13 protein-coding genes are annotated in these 22,812 nt (G+C 44.4%); 12 read left to right on the forward strand and 1 reads right to left on the reverse strand.

The features are described from left to right. The first annotated feature begins 250 nt into the window (after positions 1-250). The 8 genes from DSBG_RS09810 (at position 251) to DSBG_RS09845 (ending at position 9,491) form a co-directional block, all read left to right on the forward strand. On the forward strand, positions 251-1,462 hold the full coding sequence (locus tag DSBG_RS09810) for a glycosyltransferase family 4 protein (protein ID WP_068964013.1): 1,212 nt from the start codon (positions 251-253) through the stop codon (positions 1,460-1,462). A gap of 288 nt (positions 1,463-1,750) precedes the next feature. Continuing rightward, positions 1,751-2,917, forward strand: a complete 1,167-nt coding sequence (locus tag DSBG_RS09815) for a DegT/DnrJ/EryC1/StrS family aminotransferase (RefSeq protein WP_068964015.1) — start codon at positions 1,751-1,753, stop codon at positions 2,915-2,917. Positions 2,918-2,945: 28 nt separating this feature from the next. Then, the gene (locus tag DSBG_RS09820; RefSeq protein WP_083236804.1) at positions 2,946-3,584 is read left to right on the forward strand and encodes a sugar transferase; all 639 of its coding nucleotides are present in this window, start codon (positions 2,946-2,948) and stop codon (positions 3,582-3,584) included. Between the two features lie 70 nt (positions 3,585-3,654). Further along, positions 3,655-4,308 carry a GNAT family N-acetyltransferase gene (locus DSBG_RS09825; protein ID WP_068964017.1) on the forward strand — a complete coding sequence of 218 codons (654 nt, stop codon included), beginning with the start codon at positions 3,655-3,657 and terminating at the stop codon, positions 4,306-4,308. A gap of 253 nt (positions 4,309-4,561) precedes the next feature. Continuing rightward, positions 4,562-6,934, forward strand: a complete 2,373-nt coding sequence (locus DSBG_RS09830) for a cell wall-binding repeat-containing protein (protein ID WP_068964019.1) — start codon at positions 4,562-4,564, stop codon at positions 6,932-6,934. Between the two features lie 32 nt (positions 6,935-6,966). Next, positions 6,967-8,298 (forward strand): ArnT family glycosyltransferase, encoded by a 1,332-nt coding sequence (locus DSBG_RS09835; RefSeq protein ID WP_242877520.1) that lies wholly within the window; start codon positions 6,967-6,969, stop codon positions 8,296-8,298. After that, positions 8,299-8,688, forward strand: coding sequence for a DUF2304 domain-containing protein (locus DSBG_RS09840; protein ID WP_068964023.1), 390 nt, complete (start codon positions 8,299-8,301; stop codon positions 8,686-8,688). A 95-nt stretch (positions 8,689-8,783) separates the two neighbouring features. After that, complete coding sequence (locus tag DSBG_RS09845) at positions 8,784-9,491, forward strand: glycosyltransferase family 2 protein (RefSeq protein ID WP_068964025.1); 708 nt, start codon at positions 8,784-8,786, stop codon at positions 9,489-9,491. A gap of 618 nt (positions 9,492-10,109) precedes the next feature. Here DSBG_RS09845 and DSBG_RS09850 read toward each other — a convergent pair. Beyond that, positions 10,110-12,125 carry a cell wall-binding repeat-containing protein gene (locus tag DSBG_RS09850; protein WP_068964027.1) on the reverse strand — a complete coding sequence of 672 codons (2,016 nt, stop codon included), beginning with the start codon at positions 12,123-12,125 and terminating at the stop codon, positions 10,110-10,112. A 410-nt stretch (positions 12,126-12,535) separates the two neighbouring features. Here DSBG_RS09850 and DSBG_RS09855 point away from each other — a divergent pair, with 410 nt between their 5' ends. From DSBG_RS09855 to DSBG_RS09870, 4 genes are all read left to right on the forward strand, one after another. Further along, the gene (locus DSBG_RS09855; RefSeq protein ID WP_242877521.1) at positions 12,536-15,025 is read left to right on the forward strand and encodes a S8 family serine peptidase; all 2,490 of its coding nucleotides are present in this window, start codon (positions 12,536-12,538) and stop codon (positions 15,023-15,025) included. A gap of 91 nt (positions 15,026-15,116) precedes the next feature. Then, a complete protein-coding gene (locus DSBG_RS09860) occupies positions 15,117-16,703 on the forward strand; it encodes an N-acetylmuramoyl-L-alanine amidase (protein WP_083236805.1) in 1,587 nt (528 codons plus the stop codon). A 595-nt stretch (positions 16,704-17,298) separates the two neighbouring features. Next, positions 17,299-21,378, forward strand: a complete 4,080-nt coding sequence (locus DSBG_RS09865; RefSeq protein ID WP_068964031.1) for a cell wall-binding repeat-containing protein — start codon at positions 17,299-17,301, stop codon at positions 21,376-21,378. Between the two features lie 605 nt (positions 21,379-21,983). Then, entirely contained in the window at positions 21,984-22,409 is a 426-nt protein-coding gene (locus DSBG_RS09870; RefSeq protein WP_068964032.1) for an SLAP domain-containing protein, read from the forward strand. Positions 22,410-22,812: the final 403 nt, after the last annotated feature.

A 22,812-nucleotide genomic window follows, 5' to 3' on the forward strand; every position in this document is an offset into this window, starting at 1 on the left:
AAAGTTTCTTAGCTTAGAGAGCACTTTAGTGGAATTGCGTCAATGAGCGCAGACGATTTTGCGTTAAGAAACGCAACGGTTCACTTGCAGAAAGCCTAGAGGTTTTGCGTTTTAGCGAAATCGTCAAGAGAATAGCAAATGAAGCGTGTGCTAACGTGCTAAGACACTTTCTCTCTTTGTAAATCAGTAATTTAGTGTTATAACTAATCTTAGAGATTGTTTTGAGTGTTTTAAAGGAGCTGCGGTCTAATTGCGCATATTAATGCTAACACAATACTTCCCTCCGGAGTCCGGGGCGGCACAGGTTCGCCTCAAGGAACTCGCGAAGGGACTGCAAGGTAACGGACATAAAGTTACGGTTGTCACTGCGTTCCCCAATCATCCGAGCGGAGTAATCCCACCGAATTACCGTGGACGTTGGCGGATGAAGGATGAGGTAGACGGGATCCCCGTATGGCGGACCTGGATTTATCCGGTGCAGCGGGGACGCTTTTGGAAGCGCTTGCTTAATTATTTTTCCTTTGTTTTTTCCTCCTTCTGGGGCTTAAGCAAAGCTGGAAAACAAGATGTACTGTTTTTTGAATCCCCACCGCTCTTTCTCGGAATTACAGCCTTGGTCTATGGATGGTTAACTCGTACCCGTATTATTATGAACATTTCAGATCTCTGGCCAGAATCAGCCGTGGCTTTAGGACTTGTAAACAGCCGCTGGATGATCAGAGCAGCAGAGGGACTAGAGAAACTACTATATCGCAAAGCCTGGAAGATATCCTCTCAAACAGAAGGGATTCGTACGTCGCTGGTCCAACGTGGCGTGCCCGAGGATAAAGTGACCTTCTTACCAAACGGTGTGAACCTTGAACTTTTTGCACCGCGAAAGCGCGATGAAGAAATGGCTCGGAAGTTGGGTCTTAACGAAGAGGACTTTGTCCTGATTTACGCAGGAACCATGGGCTATGCCCAAGGCCTCGAATCGGTTATCCGGACGGCAGAATTACTCAAAGATAAGCAAGGTTTCCGATTCCTATTTGTGGGTGATGGGACAGAGAAGCCAATGCTCGAAGCGCTCACTAAGGAAAAGGAATTGTCCAATGTAAGTTTTGTTGACTTCCAACCGGTTCAGGAAATGCCGAGATATTTCTCTTTGTCTTCAGCGAGTATTGTTCCTTTGAAGAAAAATAAGCTTTTCGAGGGAGCACGGCCTTCAAAAATGTTTCCCGCACTCGGTTCAGCGGTTCCGGTGATCTATTCCGGGGAAGGGGAGGCAGCTGAATTGGTCCTTTCTTCAGGCGGCGGGGTGGTCGTTGAGCCGGAGAACAGCGAAGCACTAGCCCAGGCCATTATCGAATTGAAGGAGAACCATAATCGCCGGGAGATGGGTCGCCAAGGGCGGCAGTTTGTTAAGGATAACTATACCTGGTCGCAAATTATCCAGCGTTGGCTTAAAGACTTGGGGATATAAACCAGAGGTCAGATGACGGAGGCCAGAGGCAGATAGGTTTAGAGTAAATCCACTGAAGGAGGTTTCTAAATGCAAAGAAGATTTAAGGTTATTCTCGAGAAAAATGAAAATCTAGTGGAAGCCTGGTTTGTGTGCCGGTTCACGCCGGAGTGATAGTCGATATAAAGACTCTCACGAGTATTTTAGAGCAGGCAGAACTAACGATAAACGAGTTAATAGAATTGCTTTAGGGGATCGATCTGCGGAGGTATAAAAAAGGCACTTTAAATATAGGAGGTAACAACAGTAGTGAGTACACGTCAAGAGTTCTTACCCTACGCCCTTCCTTTGATTGAAGAGGACGATATTGCTGGAGTTGTGGATAGTCTGAAGTCCGGCTGGATTGCTAAGGGCCCTAAAACCATGGAGTTCGAACAACGGTTTGCTGAATATGTCGGAGCTAAATATGCTGTGGCGCTTAACTCCTGTACTGCCGCCTTGCATCTTGCCCTAGTGGCGGCCGGTATCGGGGAAGGGGATGAAGTCTTGACTACCCCGATGACTTTTGCTTCTTCAGCTAATGTAGTTGTTCATACCGGAGCCAAGCCGGTTTTTGTTGATATTGATCCTGTCACAATGAACATTGATACGAAGAAAATCCGGGAGAAAATCTCGTCTCGAACTAAAGCGATTATCCCCGTACATATCGCCGGACATCCCTGTGCGATGGACGAAATCTTGGCGATTGCCGAGGAGCATAGCCTTTTTGTCTTGGAAGACGCAGCCCATGCCGTTTATACGCAGTATAAAGGGAAATTGATCGGTTCGATCGGGAATGCTACCGCTTTCTCTTTTTATGCCACCAAGAACTTGGTTACTGGTGAAGGCGGAATGGTTACCACCAACGATGAAGAATTGTATAATAAGATTCGGGTGATGAGTACCCACGGCATGAGCAGAAACGCTTGGAATCGTTATGCTGAGGCCGGTTCGTGGTACTATGAAATCCTTTCTCCAGGTTACAAAGATAATATGTCAGATATTATGGCAGGACTTGGACTCTCCCAACTGGCTAAACTTGAACGGATGCAAGGGATGCGTCAGGAAATTGCCGACCATTATAATACTGAGTTCGGAAAATTGCCGGAGCTTGAGGTGCCCGTTGAGCTCGATTATGCGCGGCACGCCTGGCATTTGTATATTATCAAACTGAACTTGGATAAACTATCCATTGACCGTAAGAAATTTATTGAAGAACTTAAAGTAGAGAATATCGGAACGAGTGTCCACTTTATTCCGCTTCACATGCATCCTTATTATCGGGAAACGTATGGGTACAAGCCAGAGGATTTTCCGGTTGCGAAGGGTGTCTTCGAGCGGATTATCTCCTTACCCCTGTATCCAAAGATGAGCTGGCAAGACGTGAACGATGTAGTAGATGCCGTAAAACGAGTGATAGAGCGATCACGGCGCTAAGGGGGATCACTTGAGAGGAGGGTCTGATGTGAATCAAGGTATAGCTGTGGTTAGTTACTCTCGCTGGCAGCTTGCAGTGAAGCGGTTGTTGGATTTTGTGGCAGCATTAATGCTTCTCGTGTTAGTATCTCCGCTTTGGCTTGTAATCGTTATCTGGATTCGATTAGATTCCTCGGGGGCGGCGATCTTCAAGCAGACACGGATTGGTCTGGGAGGAAAGCCCTATACAATTTATAAGTTCCGCACGATGGTTCAGAATGCCGAAGCTTTGATGAAAGACAAACTCGAAAAAGTAAAGAACTTAGATAATTTTGTTTTTCAGGAAAAAGATGATCCACGTATAACCAGAAGCGGTCATTTCCTCAGAAAAACAAGTTTAGATGAGCTCCCTCAACTCCTTAATATACTCATCGGAAACATGAGCTTGGTCGGCCCACGTCCCGAGGTTCCTGAGCTCGTAAAGCTCTATACACCCGAGCAGCGTCGACGTCTTAATGTCCTTCCAGGCGTCACAGGATTAGCCCAAGTGAATGGACGAAGTGAGCTGACCCTTGGGGAGACAATGGCCTACGACTTGGAATATGTCGGTACTTGGAGTGTCTGGTTAGACTTAAAAATCCTATGGAAAACAGTCTTCGTTGTTTTTACAGGGCAAGGCGCCTATTGAATTAGAGGTCTGAGAACTTAGGAAGTGGATGAACTGGAACTATTAGTGAATGACAAGGAGTGGTTTACTTGTGTTGAATCCCAAATACCAGGATAAGCCAGAAATTAGAGTTGATCCCCTAAGATTAAGTGACACACCAGACGTTGCTCGCTTATACGAAGAAGTCTTTGCAGATCATTTCCTTGGACACATGGGTCAGAAATTCCTTAGACTCTTTTGCTCTCAATTTGTTAATTCTTCAACAAACTATGGATATGTCGCTAAATGTGCCGAAAAACCCGTCGGTTTTTTGCTTGCTTCTATAGATAGTGCCCCCTTCAACAAGTTCTATCGCCAGAACTTTATGGTCCTAGCTTTAATTGTAATTAAGAAATATTTAACCGATTCTTACGTTAGGAAGAATATTACGCAAAGGTTAGGAAATATTCTCGTTGCTCTAACAACATTACTTCCGTCTTCTGGAAAAGAAATCAAAGCCGAGCAAAGTAAAACGCCTTCTGAAGCAAGGCTGTTGGGCATCGGAGTTGACTCAAACTATAGAGGGCTCGGGATAGCAGATAAACTTACCAGTCGGTTTTGTGAGGAAATGAAAAATAAAGGATTAAAAAGGGTAGGTTTATCAGCCGTACCTTGGAATGAAAGGGCGATTAGTTTCTATAAAAAAGACGGTTGGATTGAAGACGAACGTAGTGAGACATCTGTAAGTTTTATTCGAGATTTATAATCTTATAGTTCGTTTCAGGATCAGTTTAAGTTTAGTGAAGTTATGTTGAACAAGCTTCCCAGAGTAACCATAGAGGTTAACTAGGGAAGCTTTTGTAATTTTACACTGCTATTTCGATTCATGGATCTGAGGAAAGCATTATGTAATTTGTTGGCGATTAAAAACAATTCGGGCAGGAACTATCCCTTTTTATGTCGAATAAGGATTAGAACTGAGCCTATGACTCTCGCTCAGAATGGAAGGGGTAGAAGTAATGCGTTTATGCCAACTCAAGAAGATAATTGCAGTGCTTATTGTCGGGCTTTTTTTTATGCAGTTAATCCCGGTCAAACCAGTTTCAGCGGCTGTTAGTCAAACTGCTTACTACAATGAGATCGGTCAAAAAATAGAGGTCATGGCCAATAAATATAATATTCCTCCTGTTCTTCTTAAAGCCATTGCTTGGATGGAGAGCGGTTGGAAACAATATAAATTAGATGACTCGGGACAACCTTTACTAGATCAGCCGTTAATAGGGAAAGACGGGATAGGAATTGGGATTATGCAAATCTCCTCCTATGATCCCCAGGACAAAGAAACCATTGACAAACTTAAAAACGATATCGATTATAATCTTGAAATGGGTTGCCAAATGCTTAACCAAAAATGGCGTGCTTATCCCAAAATTGGCAATGGGGATCGCAACGTTTTAGAAAATTGGTATTTGGCAGTTTGGGGCTACAACAGTTGGGCTGCCAGAAATAACCCAAATAACTCGACGGGCAAATCTGCCTATCAAGATTCGATATTTAGCCTTATGGGGCAGAAATACAATTGTGCCATAACGTTTGCTCCTGGAGCGACAACAATCTCCAAATCCCTCTTGCCTCTAATGGATCCGCCAAGCTTATCCAGTCGCTGGAGCACGCCCACTTCAACTCATCAAGGGGATCTAGCCATCGATCCCAATGTATTGCTTTCTTCGGGCGGAGGTTCAGGCACAAATGCAGCTAACGGAGATTACTGGTACAATTTTTATATCCCTTCTAAACCTCGGGGTGATTATTACGTACAGGCTTTAGGGTTTTATAATACGGCCTATAATAGTCCCTTAGCCACCGATAAGTCGATCGTCTCGCAGAAGATCCTGAGTACCTATGAGAAACTCTTAGCGGAAGCCGATGCGCTGCTTCTTAACAAAACAGATACCGCAGATGCCACTGCTGCCAAATATTACTGGACTGTCCTACAAGGGCCGAATTTGGCTTCCGAGATCACAGAGCAGGCGAGTGCTGGTCTAAATAGTGCTTTAGCTAAGCTCTTAGCTGAAGCAGATAAGCTTGCACTTGACGAAACATGCGACTCCAACATAAGCGCTGCTCAAGACTATGGCATCATTTTACAGGGTCCAAGCCTGGACACCAGTATCACCGAACGGGCAAGAACCGGCCTGCTTAGTACTTACAAAAAACTTTTAGATGAAGCGGATAAATTGGTCATGGAAGGTACTGACTCCTCAAATACGACGGCAACTAAATATTATTCAATTGTTCTGCAGGGGCTGAGCCTAGATGCAGACATGACAGAGCGGGCTCGAATCGGCCTACAACAAACGGGTAATTCTACGCCTGTTCCCAACCCCACGCCAACGCCAACGCCAGATCCCACGCCAACCCCAGACCCAACTCCCACCCCCGATCCAACTCCAGACCCGACTCCCCAACCAGTGGTGTCTAAGATTACTCGTCTATCGGGGGATCGTGCCGAAGATACAGCAATTAAAATATCCCAAGCAGGGTGGGAGAACAATTCCTCCTCGGTTGTACTCCTTGCTCGAGTAGACCGCTTTCAGGATGCCCTCGCTGCGGCTCCTTTAGCTAAAAAGTTAGGGGCCCCACTGCTTTTGACAGCACCGGATCAGATTGATAATACCGTTTTACAAGAAATGAAACGCCTTGGTGCGAATAAGATCTATGTTATTGGTGGTGAAGGCGCGATAAATAAGACGGTTACCAACGCACTCACCAAAGCAAATATGTCGGTCGAGCGGATATACGGTAATACAGCTGCTGATACCGCAGTAGCCATTGCTCGGCAAATTGGGCCCAGCACGCAGGTGATTCTTGCTTCCAGTAAAAGTTTCCCCGATGCTCTTTCTGTGTCTGCCCCGGCAGCTACCTTAGGTATTCCAATCCTTTTGACGGAACAGAGGACGTTACCCGATTCCACAAAACAGTTATTAAAAGATTTTCACGTGACCAAGACCTATATTGTAGGCGGAAAATTTGCCATATCCTCTGCGTTTGACAGCAAGGGTGGAGTACTGGCGGACTATGGTCCCCAGCGCTTGGCTGGGGAGACAAAATATGATACGATGTTGCAAATTGTAAAGCATTTTGCGCAAGATCCTAAGTCAATTGTCATTGCCACGGGCGAAAACTTTCCCGATGGTTTATCCGGCGGTGCTTTTGCTGCCTTAAGTGGAAGCCCAATGCTCTTAGTACCTAAAGCAGATCTAAATTCGGATACACAGGCTTATTTGAATAGTCTGTGTGGGAAGACAACAAATACTTATATTTTAGGCGGAACTGGAGTAATTCCGACTAAGCTTGAGAAAACCATAAGCGATATATTATTAACTCAGTAAACCATTTTAAAATGGCAGAGGATGGACGTCACTTGGATAAAAGCAAACAGTATAAGAAAACTCTATCATTCGAACCTCGTGCCTCGAACCTCGTGCCTCGATCAGGGTTGTGGATTATAGGACTCTTGTTTTTCATCGCCATAGGCTTAGAGCTTCTCTACCTTAAATCGTACACTGCAGGTTACTTTATTTCCCCTGATGGATTACTCTATTCCAATATTGCTGAGAACTTTTTACAAGGCAAAGGGCTCGCAAATACTGTAGGAACAGATGGTATTTTAAGGGCGCGAGATTATGTGGTTGGTCCGGTTTATCCCTTGCTCCTCGCAGCTGTCTATGGGATATTTGGCTTAAAGAGTTATGGCATGGTTGTTGGTTTGCACGTCATACTTGGTGCAGCCAGTGCGGTGCTCGCTTATAAAACAGGTGAGCTATTGTTTGGCAAGAGGTATGCTTGGATCCCCTATGGGTTGACCCTGGGCTACCCTTTGTTTGCCTTCTGGAGGATGTATGTTCTCACAGAAGCCACGTACGTTTTTACGATCACTCTGTTTCTTTATATCTTGGCACTCTATGCTAAAGAGGTTAAACGACCGAAAGTTAGAACGCTTTTGATTTTAGGGGCAGTCATCGGGATCTCCAATCTCGTTCGGCCGTTCCTATTGCTTTATTTTCCGGTTCTGGGATTTTGGATTCTGTGGATGCATGGTTGGCGTTTAAAAACGGCGCTCAGAGACTTCGGTATCATTGTCGGAATTACAGTCCTGGTCATGAGTCCTTGGTCGATACGTAACGCAGTTAAATACCATCAGTTTATTCCTGTGTCCAATTATGGTTCCCCTGAGTTCTACTCCGGAAACAATCCCTTGACAATTACAGATCATTACTATGTTTCTGATCAACCCAGCTATGATCCGGAAGTCAAAGCTCGTATCGATAAACTGCCGATCTCTGAACAAGAAAGGGAATATAAGCAATTAGCAGAGGCTTATATAATCCAACATCCCGTGTTGTTTTTGCAGCGCACGCTAGCTAAAGAAAAGAACCTATTCTGGCGTCCGGTTAACCCTCAACAAGCTTACAAAATGAACGGAGATTCTCTGGATAAATGGTATCTCCTCTTAGGGTTCATCGGGGTATTTCTTAGCTTCTTTCGTCTGAAGAGATTTGGCTTTCTACTACTGTTTACAGGCTATTATAGCTTTGTTGTCAGTATGATCACGGTTGTATCCGGCGGCCGCTATCGACTGCCGGTAATGCCCGCGATGATCCTCTTCGGATCCTTAGTTGTAGTTTCGGTTATTAAGGGCATAGTTGCACTGTCTAAAGGCAACCGTAAACAGATGGGAGGGTATAATCGATAAATGTCACGTGCTCAAATTGTCGTTCTGATTACGAGTTTGCTTGTAACCGGCTTTGTCGTCGAACAAGTCCGTCGGCGGCGTTTGGCTGTAGAATATTCTCTAATCTGGATTGTCGCAGGTCTAGGTATGATCTTTTTTTCTCTCTGGAAAAATGGTATTGAATACTTGGCCGGACTGATGGGGATCTATTATGCACCTTCGGCAATCTTCGTAGTTTTTGGAGTTCTAGTGTTTGTTTTGTGTATCCATTTCTCGTTGGCGATTTCTAAATTAAGCTCGAACAATCGAGTTTTAGTACAACGGGTCGCTCTTCTCGAAGATGAATTGAGTAGAGTTGCAGTGCATCATCGTAATCCTACGACGGAAAATACGGGTAAAGGCAACTTATAGTTATTTTCATGATGGAGACAATAAGCCATTGTTAAAGGAGGACGGGCGATGGACAACACTCTCTAAAAAGTAGGGTATCCATTGCCTAACGTTTTGTGAAGAAGATTTTAGCCATTGTCCCGGCCTTGAATGAACAGGATAATATCGGTTCCGTAGTCAGAAACCTGAAAAATATATCCCCTTGGCTTGATATTCTCGTCATAGACGATGGATCGACCGATCAAACTGCCGAGGTTGCTCGTACTTATGGTGCAAAGGTGATTTCGTTACCTGTTAACCTTGGAATTGGAGGAGCAGTTCAGACAGGGTTTCTTTATGCAGCGAAAAACCACTACGATGTAGCCCTACAAGTTGATGGAGATGGGCAGCATAGAGCAGAAGAAATCAAGAAGTTAATCGACCCAGTACTTACTGGACAAGCCGATGTAACGATCGGGTCCCGCTTTTTGGCGAAAACTTCTTATAAATCGGCCTGGTCCCGGCGTATGGGGATTTATCTGCTCAGTAAAACGATTCAGTCGGTTGTTCGAATGAAATACACAGACCCTACGTCCGGGTTTCGAGCCTATAATCAGAAGGCCTTGCGGGTGGTATCGACTCATTATTCCACGGATTACCCGGAACCGGATTCAATTGTGACGTTAGTTAAAAATGGTTTAAGAGTGATAGAAGTCTCTGTGGAAATGGACGCACGTTTGTCTGGAAATTCATCGATTACACCGTTTAAGAGTATGTATTATATGTTTAAAGTGAGTTTGGCGATTATTCTTAACTCGATGATGAGTAGGATTTGGCCGGAGTAGGCGGAGCTTTTTGTGCACGCGCTTTGGAAAACGGGGGGGAGGAGCGTTTTCTGCACGCGTCTGCGAGTTACGCCGCTGACGAGCTGGACGGTTCGCGAGCGCGTCCGAACCTCTGGGTGCGATGCATGTGAACCTCCGGCGCGCTGACGGGGGAGCGAACCGTCGGCGCTCGTCGGGAACGCGGCTCCACTGACGCAGTCGCTTTGCAGAAAGCGCTCCTCCGGGCTTTGTGGGTTGGGAGGAACGAGTGTAGGGCTTTGCAGAAAGGCGCTCCTTGGGCTTGGCTATGGGAGAGGAGCGTTTTCTGCACGCGTCTGCGAGTTACGCCGCTGACGAGCTGGACGGTTCGCGAGCGCGTCCGAACCTCTGGGTGCGATGCATGTGAACCTCCGGCGCGCTGACGGGGGAGCGAACCGTCCAGCTCGTTCTGGAGCGCGGCTCCACTGACGCAGCCGCTTAGCAGAAAAGCGCTCCTTATTCTTGTTTATGTCTCTAACTTAATCCTCCCGAAATCAACGCCCCTAATTGCGAACCTAATTCAAATGGCTAAGTTGTTTTAACAAGAGTAAAGCAAGCCGTTCACTACCAAAAGTCAGTGAACGGCTTGCTTTGTTTACATTACCGCAGATATTGTTTCAGCAGCGGATAGAAAGCACTAGTGCTTGTGGAAGTTGTAGGATTTATTGTCCAGCTGAGAGACCACGCCCCGACCCCGCCGAGCCCGTATTGATTAAGCAGACCCATTTTAGCATTCCAGCTTTGGACATCCTCAAAATATACCGTGTGTGAACCAGAGGCGTCGGAGTAATTGAAATATGGGATTTGTGAAGAATCGCGTTGCACTGGTCCCTTAGCTAAAGCTAACAGCTCAGTCATTCCGCCCGCACGTCGACTGTAGGTCGGATTAGCCCCTGTGTCGGCTGTCCACCAGTCTACTCCGTAGTAGGGAAGTCCAAGGAGAACTTTATGCATGTCTACGCCTTGTCCGCGTGCATATTGCAAAACCTTGCTGCTCCAATCCAGTGGAGCGATGGGTCCGGGGGTTGAGTGGCTGTAGTCATATGTCATCACGTGCAGATAATCAACGTATTGAGAAAGGTCATGGTAGTTAAACTCAGCGAGCCAAGATTCTGAGCCGGTTCGGGCCATGACTGATTCAATAACTAACTTATTTAAGGGATGAAGTTGGGCATAAAGTTCTTTCATAAACTGTGTTAGATTGGGCCCGGTAGCATTACTCATTAACTCAAAGTCGATAACAATACCATCAGCATTTGTAGTTTGGATTCGCTGGATAATTTGGCTTTCCAGTTTAGCACGCGCTGTTTCGGAAGCCAGCACGGTATCCACAGTTTTAGGAGTAGACCAGGTTGACTGAATGACCGGAAGGACCTTTAAATTACGGTCGTGAACGGCAGTCGTAAATTGAGTATAATCGCCTGAACTGGCATCCCAGCCCCCAGTTACCGCACCGCTAGCGGTATCATCGAGGTAGTACCAGCTTGGCGCAATGATGTCGGCATAATCCGTAGCAGGTGAAGGGATCGACTCAACCTGACTTAGCATCCCTTTCGTACCAGATAAGCCGCCTTGGGTATATTGAAGGGAAATCCGCGGTTGCAAAACGCCAGTACGAACAATACTTTCGATTTTGTAATTAATAACGCCCCACCCCCCGAAAATTGTAAAATCTGAGCCGGAGGTTCGTTTTTGATTCAAGTAAGCCGTCGTAGAGGTGCCTAATTGTTTACTGGGAAGCAAAAGGATCGGGGCATTGTCTTTTGCAGCTAGAGCTGCGCCTGCTAAGGCATCCGGGAAGTTCTCTCCGGTAGCAATATAGACTTTTTCAGTTTCAAAGGGTAATTGATTTAAAACAGTAGTGTTCGTTTCATATTGGTCGTACCCGGCGTATCGCGCGGTGACTTTTATAGGCTGAGGGAGTTTACTAAGCTGTTCTTCGATGGTGTCCTTAATCACAGCTTTGCCGCCAATCAAGGTAACTTGTTGAACACCTAGTTGGGCGAGGGCTGTAGCTGTATCTGGTGGTAAGGAATCGGCACGGGTGAGTAAGACAGGAATACCCTGAGCAGCGGCATAAGAAGAGATACTTAAGGCATCTGCAAAATGATCACCGTTCACCAAAAATGCCTGAGGAGAACTCGGAGTTGCTGCGCTAGCAATGGCTGCGGCCGTTCCATACTGATCCCATCCAGCAAGACGTTTCGCTAAGATCCCTTGGCTCTTGAGGGCCTGTTCAACAGCACCGTTTAAAGCAACCTCTCCACCCAGGAGATATACTTCTTGTGTACCGAGGCGTTTGAGTTCCGCAGAAACGGCAGGATCTAAATGATCTGATTCGGTAAGAAGCAGAGGCCCATTAACTTTGTGCGCAAGAACGGTTCCGGTTAGGGCATCCGGAAAGTTTCCTCCGGTGGCCAGCACGGCAACAGGGGCATAATCCCAGCCAGTCTTAGAAATCTCAACGGCGGTATCATACAGTGTATTCCCATAAATGCGATCCGAGACTGATTCAGTGGTCTCGGCTTGTACTACTTGAGGGTGGAAGGGAGCAAGGCTTAAAAGGATCGTCAAACTACAGAAAAAGCTAATTGTTCTCTTTGTTAAAAAGTTCATTAAACCCTCCAAGGAATTTATTTTACGGATTATGTGTGATTACGATTGCGATATAAAGTTTGTATTGTATCATGGGAGAGATAAATATCTTGCATAATTTGCAAAAATAACTCAGCCGTCACTATGGGTTTTACGCATCATGCTACTCGCTTAAATATTCTTTGTAAAGAGAGAAAATCCTTCCAGAAACAGAGGAATGTTAGTTTCCAAAATCATACAGCTCTACAGTGTTATAAAAGAAAGGAAAGTGATATTAATTAACGAATATAAGTTAAGCTACCTTCTTAATAGAAAGAGACGTTAAAAATTAATAAAAACTGACGCATGAAAGAGACGTGAAAGAGATGTTAATAGGAAGAGGTAAATTTAGTAGGACTAAAAATGGACTTGTGTTTTTGGTGATAATAGGGATGATCTTTTTAAACTTAGGTCTTGCTCCTCTACCTTCAACAGAGCAACTGAACCTAACCCAAGAAAAAACCAGTCAATCGGTTGTCCCTTTACAAGTTGTTATCTCGTTAGCCCCAGGAGTGGACCTTGGTAAGCTCGCCCAAGACTTCGGAGCGGAGGTTGTACGCCGGGGTCCTCTTAATTATGCAACCTTAAAACTTAAAGAAACTACTAACATGCCGCAAGTCATTGCAGAGCTGAAGAAGACGCCCGGGATTTTGGGCGCGGAGGAAAATTATCGCCGTACAACTCAAAGCTTAGCAAGTTCAACCGTACCGACGGATCCTCTTTTCAAGGACCAATGGTCAATGGTAAGCGGTGATGTACAAGGAGCTTGGGACATGGGGGCGACCGGTCAAGGCGTGACCATTGCCGTAATCGATACGGGTGTCGCTCTAAATCACCCGGATCTGAAGGACAATCTGGTCCCAGGATACAATGCCATCACTCAGAGTGAAGCACAGGTATCAATTCAAGACAACAATGGACATGGAACCCATGTAGCCGGAATTGCGGCTGCCGAAAAAAACGATGTAGGTATTGTCGGAGTGGCCTATCAGGCCAAGATTATGCCGATCAAGGTAATGAATTCCACGGGAGAGGGGAATGACGATGTGATAGCCGACGGAATTGTCTGGGCCGCTGATCATGGCGCAAAGATACTGAATTTGAGCTTTGGTTCAGAAGACGGTTCGGACTCTTCAGATATTCTAAGGAGCGCAGTTGCTTATGCCTATAATAAAGGGTGTTTGATGGTAGCAGCAGCGGGGAATTATGACTCACAAGCGGAGGGGAATCCCGGTGTGAGTTACCCAGCCTCTGACCCGGATGTTCTGGCCGTGGCGGCGACCAATAAAACTAATAACGCAGCCGATTATTCAGTCGCAGGTCCAGAAGTCGATCTAACCGCTCCTGGGGATTCCATACCTAGCGATTGGTGGAGCAAGACCCAAGGGGCTGGATATGCTGAGGCGAGCGGGACCTCCATGGCCGCCCCATTTGTAGCCGGAGAAGCCGCTTTGGTTTGGAGTCAACATCCCGATTGGTCTCGAGACCAAGTGATTCAGGTTCTCGAAGCGGGAGTAAAAGATTTAGGCTCTCCGGGAATAGATAATAACTACGGTTATGGGCTTGTGGATGTGAAGTTAGCTCTAAGCCTCTCCAATCAAACGCTGGACAAGCTAACCTCCCCAGCTTCAGTCAATGGACTGGGGGGAATTGTGCAAGCGACAGCAGGCTCAACCCAGCTGGCCTTGACAATCCCTGCGCAAGCGATTGCCAAATCAGCCAATGTATCGTTGAATACAATTACAGCTCCTGCCAGTCTACCAAACGGTGCGTCCTTTATAACCCCAGTTGTTCAGATCGACTGGGGAAGTGAAACTCCACAGAAAATTCTCTCCTTAAAGCTAAATGACTCCTCGCTTAAAGTGGACTCAGAAGCGACGATCTACCATTGGGATGGTTCACGCTGGATTGCCTTAGGTGGAGAGATAGCAAATGGTGAGGCCAGTTTAGGGCTTTATAGGAGTGGGATATATACAGTGGGGACATCTCCGGCAACGACAGAGAGCAACCGTTTTGCAGGAGCTACGGCAGAGGAAACAGCTGTAGAAATTTCCAAGGCTACATTTACAACCGGAGCGGATACCGTGATACTCGCCCAGGCTAATCAGTTTCCAGACGCTTTGGCAGGTGCACCTCTTGCCTATAAATTGCAAGCGCCGATCTTACTCTCCCCAAGCTCCGGGCTCACGGAGGACGTTCGTGCAGAGCTGCAAAGACTAGCCCCGAAGACTATCTATCTCTTGGGGGGGACGGCAGCTCTGTCATCAACAATTGAAACAGAACTACGGCAGAAATATGCGGTAAAACGTTTGTCCGGTTATACGGCAGAAGGGACGGCTGCAGCGATTGCCCTAGAACTCGGTACGGAAGGAAAGGCCGTCGTGGCTAGTGTACGTTCCTTTCGAGATTCTTTAGTCATTTCTGCTTGGGCGGCTCGGCAGGGGGTACCGATTTTACTCACCGAATCGTCAACCTTGTCAGGAGAGACACTAACCGTTCTAAGGGAACTCAATGTAACCCAAACCTTAGTCATCGGAGGGACAGCTGTGGTCGGAGCTAACGTCATGGATAGACTTCCCTTGCCTAAACGGATCAGTGGGTATACGGCTTACGACACAGCCGCCGCTGTATTGGAAGAGTATCCTCCGACAACGGCTAAACTAGAAATTGCAACCGGAGAGAATTATCCCGATGCTTTAACTGGTGCCGTACGAGCAGCACTTTACGGATCAATGGTTATCATAGTCCCGACGAATTCAGCAACTCCTGCTAGTTTAACGACACTTTTAAAGTCTTGGCAGGGAAGGCAGGTAGAGGCATTTGGAGGGGTAGTGGCCTTGCCGGAAAAAGTTCTTGAAACCGTACAAAGTTGGGTCTTGTAATATATTGGGACGAAAATCCCTCTTTTTATGGCAGGAACATCGCATTGCATGTCGAATTTTAACAAGTACTTCAAAAGGGGGGAATTGTGATGTGGCAAAATTAAAATGGAGTTTCTTAGGAATGATGTTGTTCTTAGGATTTTGGCTGGGGTTTCAGAATCCGGCACAGGCTACTCCTTTGGCCTTAGCGACGTCGAGGATTTCCGGAGTGCGTCAAATCGACACTGCTATTGAAGTTTCTAAAACAGGGTGGCAGCTAGCGGATACCGTCTTGCTGGCAAATTGTGATCATTTCCCAGATGCTTTAGTTGCAGCGCCGCTTTCTCATCAATTGGATGCACCCATCCTCTTGACTTCTGCCGGAGGAATCGATGCCAAGGTTATGGAAGAGATTAAGCGACTAGGCGCTAAACAAGTCATTCTAATAGGAGGGCAGGCAGTCTTAAGCTCGCAAGTTGAGTCAGATATTGAAAATGCAGGCTTGAATAAGCCGGAACGTATTGCAGGGTATGACCAATATGAAACTGCCCAAAAAGTGGCCGAACGCGTAGAGAGCAAAGGGCAAGTTATTCTAGCGAATGGTGAGCAATTTCCAGACGCGCTCGCGATTTCAGCCTACGCAGGGGTAACAGAAACGCCAATTCTCCTGACCAGGGCTAAGAACATGCCAGCAGCAACTCAGCAAGAGCTCACAAGTCTACAACAAAAAGGTGACCTAGAGACGATTGTCGTCGGGGGAGAGGCGGTTGTCTCTGATCAAACCCTGGGGAGCTTATCAAGCGTTCAACGAATTGCAGGTTACGACCGATATGATACCGCTGCCCAAGTATATGAATTTGCTCGAGATGACCTGACATCTCCAACGACCTATCTAGTTACTGGGGAGAACTTTCCTGATGCTCTCGCTGCAGGGGCCTTAGCAGCAAAACAACACGCTGAAATCGCCATGGCCCAAAAGGCAAACTTACCGGGCCCCACCTACTCTGTGCTATCCACGCCTACAGAAAGTCCGGTGCATGTCGTGATCATCGGTGGACTAGCCGTCGTCACTGATCAGGTCAAGGCTATGCTTGAAGGGACCATGCAGCCTACGAATCTCTTAGCAGGAATTACTATTGTTGTCGACCCGGGGCATGGGGGTCCTGACACAGGGGCCATTGGAGCGACAGGGACCTATGAGAAGAACAACACGTTAGCCATCGGGCTTAATCTTGCTGGAATGTTGCGCTCAGCAGGGGCAAGCGTAATCTTGACGCGAAGTAAGGATGTTACACCTGCAGTTGGAACGTATTCGGAGCTTTCAGACCTTCAGGCTCGTACCAAGATTGCTAATGATCTGAAGGCGGACCTGTTCATCAGCATACACAATGATTCGTTTAGCAATCCTGCTACCACAGGTACGACGACCTATTACAGTTCAGATAGCCCAGTGGCTGCCCAGTCAAAGGCGTTTGCGAATTGCGTACAGAGTGAGCTAGTAAAGTCGATCGCCTTACCAAGCCGTGGGGTAAAGGATGCGAATTTCTATGTAATTAAGAATACGAAAATGCCTGCAGTTCTTGTAGAAGTCGGTTTCATATCCAATCCAGTTGAAGAGAAACTCTTAGAATCTCCAGACTTCCAAAGCAAAGCGGTTATGGGCATTTACCAAGGGATACTAAAATTTAAAGGATATTAGTATTCGAGAGACTAGGCATTGATTCGCTTCGCATTTCGTGCTAAATTAATAACATCACAAACCTTCTACACTGCTTTATTTTTCCAAATAAATTTAACAACTCATTTAGAAAAATCCCACAAAATACTCACATTTAGAGTCATACACCATGCTATAATTCTAATGTTTCCATTTGAAGTCAGTATATTTTTGACTAAAAGGTGGAAAACTATTAAGTTATGGTGTAAACTAAGCGGGTAACAATGGGAACTGTCCGGGGTTTTAACGCCGTGAAAAGCTGACAAAAAAATTCGGACAGAAAGCAGGAATATTAGCTATTATGCAGAATATGTATAGCTAATGTAGACTTTTTTGTGTTTGCTACCATTCCTTATGCGGTTCTAAAGGGTATGCCACGGGAGGGATGAGCTATCATCCTTAGGGGGGACGCTTCCGTATTATCCTGTGGATGCTTTTAGATATTGCGCAATGTCTAAAGATTGTGCTACTCATATTAAGGGGGTGAGGGACGACTAAAAGACGTCCTGGTAAGGAAAAGAGTTAGTTCATTCCCAGAAGAAAGAAAAGTTCCAAATTGAGAGGAGATATTCACTACATGAGAAAAACTAAAAAAGCCTTAGCATCTTTAGCTATCGCTGGTATGGCATTGACTATCGTACCGTTTAATGCATTTGCAAATAGTGCAATTCCAACTCGCTTAGGTGGTACAACTGCTGAACAAACTGCAGTACAAATTGCTGATCAAACAGGTTATACCGGTACAGCAATTCTCGCATCATCCGCTTCTTATGGCGCATCTGATGCCCTGACCGCTGGCCCGCTCGCTGCTTACTTAAAGGCTCCTATTCTTTTACAAGGTCCTGGAGCAGTTCTGAATGCCGATACCAAAGCTGAACTTACAAAACTTAAAGTTACAAAGGTTTATGTAACCAGCGGAACTGCTGTCATCAGCCAAGCAGTCATTAACCAATTAAAAGACATGAAAATCGAAGTTGTATCCCTTGGTGGAGCTGATCGCTTCGAAACATCTGTAAACATAGCTAAAAAATTAGTTGAACTCGGCGCTCCTGTGAAAAAAGTCGCAGTTGCTTACGGTTGGTTAAACCAAGATGCTCTTTCTATTGCATCTATCGCTTCTGCTGCCAATGAACCGATTATCTTAACTGAAAAAGCTGGACTCTCTGCTAGCGCAAAAGCTTTCTTAGCTGCTAACTTAGGGATTACAACATCCGATGTTATTGGTGGAACAGGCGTTATTGATGCCACTGTATTGGCTCAATTACCAAGCCCAACTCGCCACTTCGGAAACACAGCTTATGACACAAATAACCAAGTTATCCAAGACTTTGCTGCCTCCCTCGCATTTGATAATGTCTTTGTAGCTAATGGCAAAACCGGTATTGATGCTCTTGCTGGTGCTCCACTTGCAGCTCAATCTAAGTCGGCCATTGTTCTGACAGACGGCGCTACCGTTCCTGCTGCTGCAGCTTTCACCTTCAGTAAATCCTCTGCTAGCACTATTGTTACTGCTCTCGGTGGTACAGCTGTTGTTCCTGAAAGCATTCGTGCGGGAGTTGCTGCTGGTCAAGTTACAGCAGTACCTGGGGAGTTAGCGATTGTATCAGTAAACGCACTCGATGATGCCAATCAATATTTAGAAGTCAAGTTCAGTAAACCTGTTTCAGGACTTCAAACATCAAGTTTTACAATCGCCAATGCTGACACACAAGAACGCTATGGTGTTCAAGCGGTTACTATGTCCACTGATGGTCTAACTGCAACCCTTCAATTGTATGCTAATGATAATACCAGCAAAGATATTCCTGTACTTGAATATCTTCAAGACTATAACATTACCGTCAATGTTAATGGCCAACTTCTGAGCACTGTTTTTAACCGTTCGTATTCCATTAAATCTCGTGTATTGTCGATTGATCCTGCCAATCAGAAAATTACAGTTGTCAGTGACAAAAGTGGTACAGATACCGAGGAAGGAGATAGCGTAACTATCTCGATCCCTGACAAGACGGATTTTGATTACTATGGTGCACTGGGTGAGCAAGTACAGGTCTGGTACAATTCCGATAAGGAATTAACTAGCTACAAGATTTTAACGACAGTCACTAAAGTTGATTCGCTTAAAGTGAAAGATGACAATACATTTACACTTATTGGCGAAGATAAAGACTATGATGTTACTACAGATCAGTACGATAATAACAAAGATAAATTTGTATTCTACTTGAACGGCGAAAAACAAGGTGACACCGGGTCATTGGCTGATCATGTAGGAGAAAAGTACAACTTTGCTAAGATCGGATTTGATTCTTCAGGAGATATCAATTTCGTTAGTGCTTACACTCTGAAAGACTCCATGATATTTGATTCTATGGATGGTGACGAAGCTGTCGGTATTAATGGTTCAACCGGTTCCTTCGACGCTTCAGATGCTACTATTGTTAAAGACGGAAAAGTAGTTGATTCTTCAGATCTTAAAAAAGGTGATTTAGTCTTATTTAACGAAGACGCAAATAATGAAGACGGTTATGCTGAAGTTGTTTCAGAACCCGCAGCTACTGGTGCGATTGACGAAGTGTACAATAACGCAATCCAAGTAGACGGTCAAACTTATGACTACGTTTATGATAGTGATGTAGCAAGCGACTATAACTATAGCCAAGACGCCGTTTATATTAACGACCAAGGTGATGTTGATACAATCGACCAGGATGCTGCAGATGAACTTCAGGCTGCTGGTGACGTGGCAGTTTATACAGACCCTGCCGGAAATCTTCTCTATGTAAGTGGAGACACAGCCACAGTTGACACTAATACAAAGGTTGCAGCTTTGACAGATCCTATCGTCGGTTACAAAGCATCAAAAGCGAAAATTGATGTTGAAGCAGTGACTGAAGATGAAGAAGAAGTGTCTTATGATATTAATCTAGACAGTCTGGATAAGATCATTGTTGACGGCACCGATTACAAGATTGATAATGATGCTTCTAAGGATTGGACTGCTTCATTAATCGCATCTGGTACTGATTTTACTGGTATTAATTTGAAAGATAATACCGGGAGTGAAGCCGATGTTAATATCTCCTTCAGTACTGATGGTGCTGCAGGAAGACTTGTCAAGTTACACTTAGATGATAATGGTAATCTCCAGAAATTGGAGTTCTACCATGATGCTGCAAGCGATAGCGATGATGACGGTGACGTAGGTTATCAAGCTCTTACCAGCACTGTTCAAGCTGATGACACATATGTACAGGGTTGTAAGCTGACTGCCGATACACTTCTGTTTAGAGCTGATAAGAATGATGGAGTAAATACTAACGGATCAGATTATACCGTAACGAAATTCGGAGACTACAGTGGCGCAGATATTACTGATGGTCATTTCATCTATGATGATAACCAAGAAGTAGTTGCTATTTGGTACAGTGATACTAATAGCGATGATACCAATTATGAAGAGGCTGTGGTTACAAAAGTTCTTCGTAATACGGATGATGAAGTCGTCAGTATCTCCGGTTGGGTAGCCGGCGCAGAGAAAACGTTTGAGGTTGATCAAGTTGACGACAGTCAAGACGTTGAAAAAGGAGACCCAGTAGTTCTTGAATTTGATAATAATAACGATACTCTAGTTCAACAAATTGATACTGCCAAAGTTGGGGATACAGCTGAGTTTACTGACCGTGTAACGAAAGGATTAACGGTTGATAGCATTGATGCCAGCGAGAAGAAGGTCACCTTCAGCAACGGAAAAACCTATAAACTTGCTGATGAAGGCTTAGTACTCAACGGAAAAGACAATACTGACATTACGAAGAAATCATTGTCAGATCTTGATGGTGAAACTAATGTAACAGTTGTTCTAGATGCAACGACCGGAACCTATGCTAAGTTCTTTGTTATGGAGCCTGGTACTGCCACTTCTACACCTGTAGCGAATACTGGTCTTGTGACAAAGGTTAATTCTGGCTCAATTATTGTAGATAGCAAGACAACGTACTTTACAGGTTCTCAAACTACTTTGACCGATAGTAACGGAAATGTCTTAGCTGTAGGTACTACGGATGTTCTTGCCGGAATTACTGCGGGCGACCAAGTAGAAGTTACAGTTTCAAGTAATGTAGCAACTAATATTCAAATTGTTAAAACTGCAGAGCAATTAGCTGTAAATTCTGCGTTGGCCAAAGTGAAGAGTTCATATTCTGTGGCATATGGAACTACTGATATCCCTGCTGCAGTAACAGCATTAGTTAAAACGGATATAAATGATACTAATGTAAGTGTTGCTGTCGCACTGGTAAGTGGGACCCAATATAAAGTAACATTAACAGATGGTTCAGCAACTGCTACAAAAAATGTTACAGTAGCAACTGTAACAGCAAGTACAGATGCATCTCTTAAATCAGTTAAAGTTAAGGGATTAACTGCAACAGTGGATGCTAATGACAGCAAGATTTATAATGTTACACTCCCTGTTGGAACTGATTTAGCTGCTAACCCTCTTACAGCCGCCGATGTTGTGGTAACAGCAACAGATAGTAATGCGACTGTTGGAACTCCTACATCAACTGACAAGGTTACTTGGACAGTAGTTGTAACTGCTCAGGATGGAACTACTAAAGTAACGTATACAGTTAACGTAACTGTAGCTCAATAAGATATTGTTCTTAGCCTTGAGAACAGAAGGTTATAGATACCTAACTAGGCTTTGTACTCAAGGGGAGTCGTCGAAATGGTTACTTCTCAGGGTATAATGTCGACGCTAAATGAAATCTTTTGAATTTGACAGAAGGTAAAGGGGCTGTTGTAAAACGAACTAAAATTCGTGGTGCAACGGCTCCTTTGATTTACGTAAAAATAGAACTTTGAGTCCAAAAGAGCATGTAGTCAGCGTATATATGTACGCGTTTAGAGCTTTTGCGTAAGCGCTTAAAGTAAGGGTGCATTGACAAAATACGCCCGGTACATTTCAAGAAAAGTTGTACCGGGGTTGAAGCATAATCTTTAATTTTTTATGTTACGGCAGTAGTCAGATAGCTTTTTTGCTGGATACTTAATTATATCAAAAACCAGTGTTTATACGGATTTTGCTTTTTTAAGGCTTGTTTTATAGTATTTTCAGCCATTATCATTGGGGGCGACAAGAGAGGGACTTCAAAATAAAAGATTTTAAAGATATTTCTAGTAGCAAAAAACTTAGGAATGTGAGATAATTAATCATTTGATGAATGAAAACTGTTTTACTAAATGGAGGATATTATTATGTTATTGAATTTCAACAAATTATTAGGAAATAAGAAACGAAATTCGAAGGTTTTTAATAAGAGTACTGTTGAAGCAAAAGTATCTGTGACTGAACGGAACTCTGAAAAGCAACTCGATGAAATAACAAATATTAAGGAAGAAAAAATAATTATTCAATTTACAGGTGCATCACCTGCGAATGGAGGATTATTAGTTGGATTTTTTATAAGCAATGGATTTAGCAAAAAAATTACTTGTACTAATGTTTCTTTAATCTTGATTGACTCCAATAAGCATATTTTGGCACGTCAATCATTTGATGGAGAGACTATAGGAGAAGTTAATAGTTACTCTGAAAAGGCTTGTGTTGCGCGTTTCCTTCCCAAAAATGTTTTCGTTAATAAAATACCTAAAGATATTCAATTATGCTTTGACTTATCTTAAATAAAATGCTATTGGATTCAAATTAACTAAACTATAGGGCTGAAGAGAGCAAACAAACCTAATACTCTCATGCCTTCCAGAAACATGGTTGCTAAAAAACAAGAGAGTCCCTCATCTGATTAAAGATGAGAAACTCTCTTGTTTTTTAGTATTGCTATTTAAATAGGAGAACGAGTTTGTTTCTGATTCATCAAATTAATTGTCATAAGAAAAAGATGGAAATAAAACCAAGAACTTATAAATGTATTTTTTCGAGAAATATGTTAGTATTTGTTTGTTGGAAGGATAATATTCAACATAGTTCGACAAGATAGTTGTTTCGATCTTTTGCAATGTCTAAAAGGATACGAGCACCGGAGAAATGAATTAGCATTGATTGAGGGGAAGGTGAAGGACGACTCAC

Origin of the sequence: Desulfosporosinus cupriresistens, assembly GCF_001707885.1 — a bacterium.
Lineage (GTDB): Bacteria > Bacillota > Desulfitobacteriia > Desulfitobacteriales > Desulfitobacteriaceae > Desulfosporosinus.

Bases quoted from the DNA above. Each gene is read 5' to 3' on its own strand.
- DSBG_RS09855 (WP_242877521.1), top strand. From the start codon at position 12,536: ATGATCTTTTTAAACTTAGGTCTTGCTCCTCTACCTTCAACAGAGCAA.
- DSBG_RS09865 (WP_068964031.1), top strand. From the start codon at position 17,299: ATGAGAAAAACTAAAAAAGCCTTAGCATCTTTAGCTATCGCTGGTATG.
- DSBG_RS09840 (WP_068964023.1), top strand. From the start codon at position 8,299: ATGTCACGTGCTCAAATTGTCGTTCTGATTACGAGTTTGCTTGTAACC.
- DSBG_RS09850 (WP_068964027.1), bottom strand. From the start codon at position 12,125: ATGAACTTTTTAACAAAGAGAACAATTAGCTTTTTCTGTAGTTTGACG.
- DSBG_RS09830 (WP_068964019.1), top strand. From the start codon at position 4,562: ATGCGTTTATGCCAACTCAAGAAGATAATTGCAGTGCTTATTGTCGGG.
- DSBG_RS09870 (WP_068964032.1), top strand. From the start codon at position 21,984: ATGTTATTGAATTTCAACAAATTATTAGGAAATAAGAAACGAAATTCG.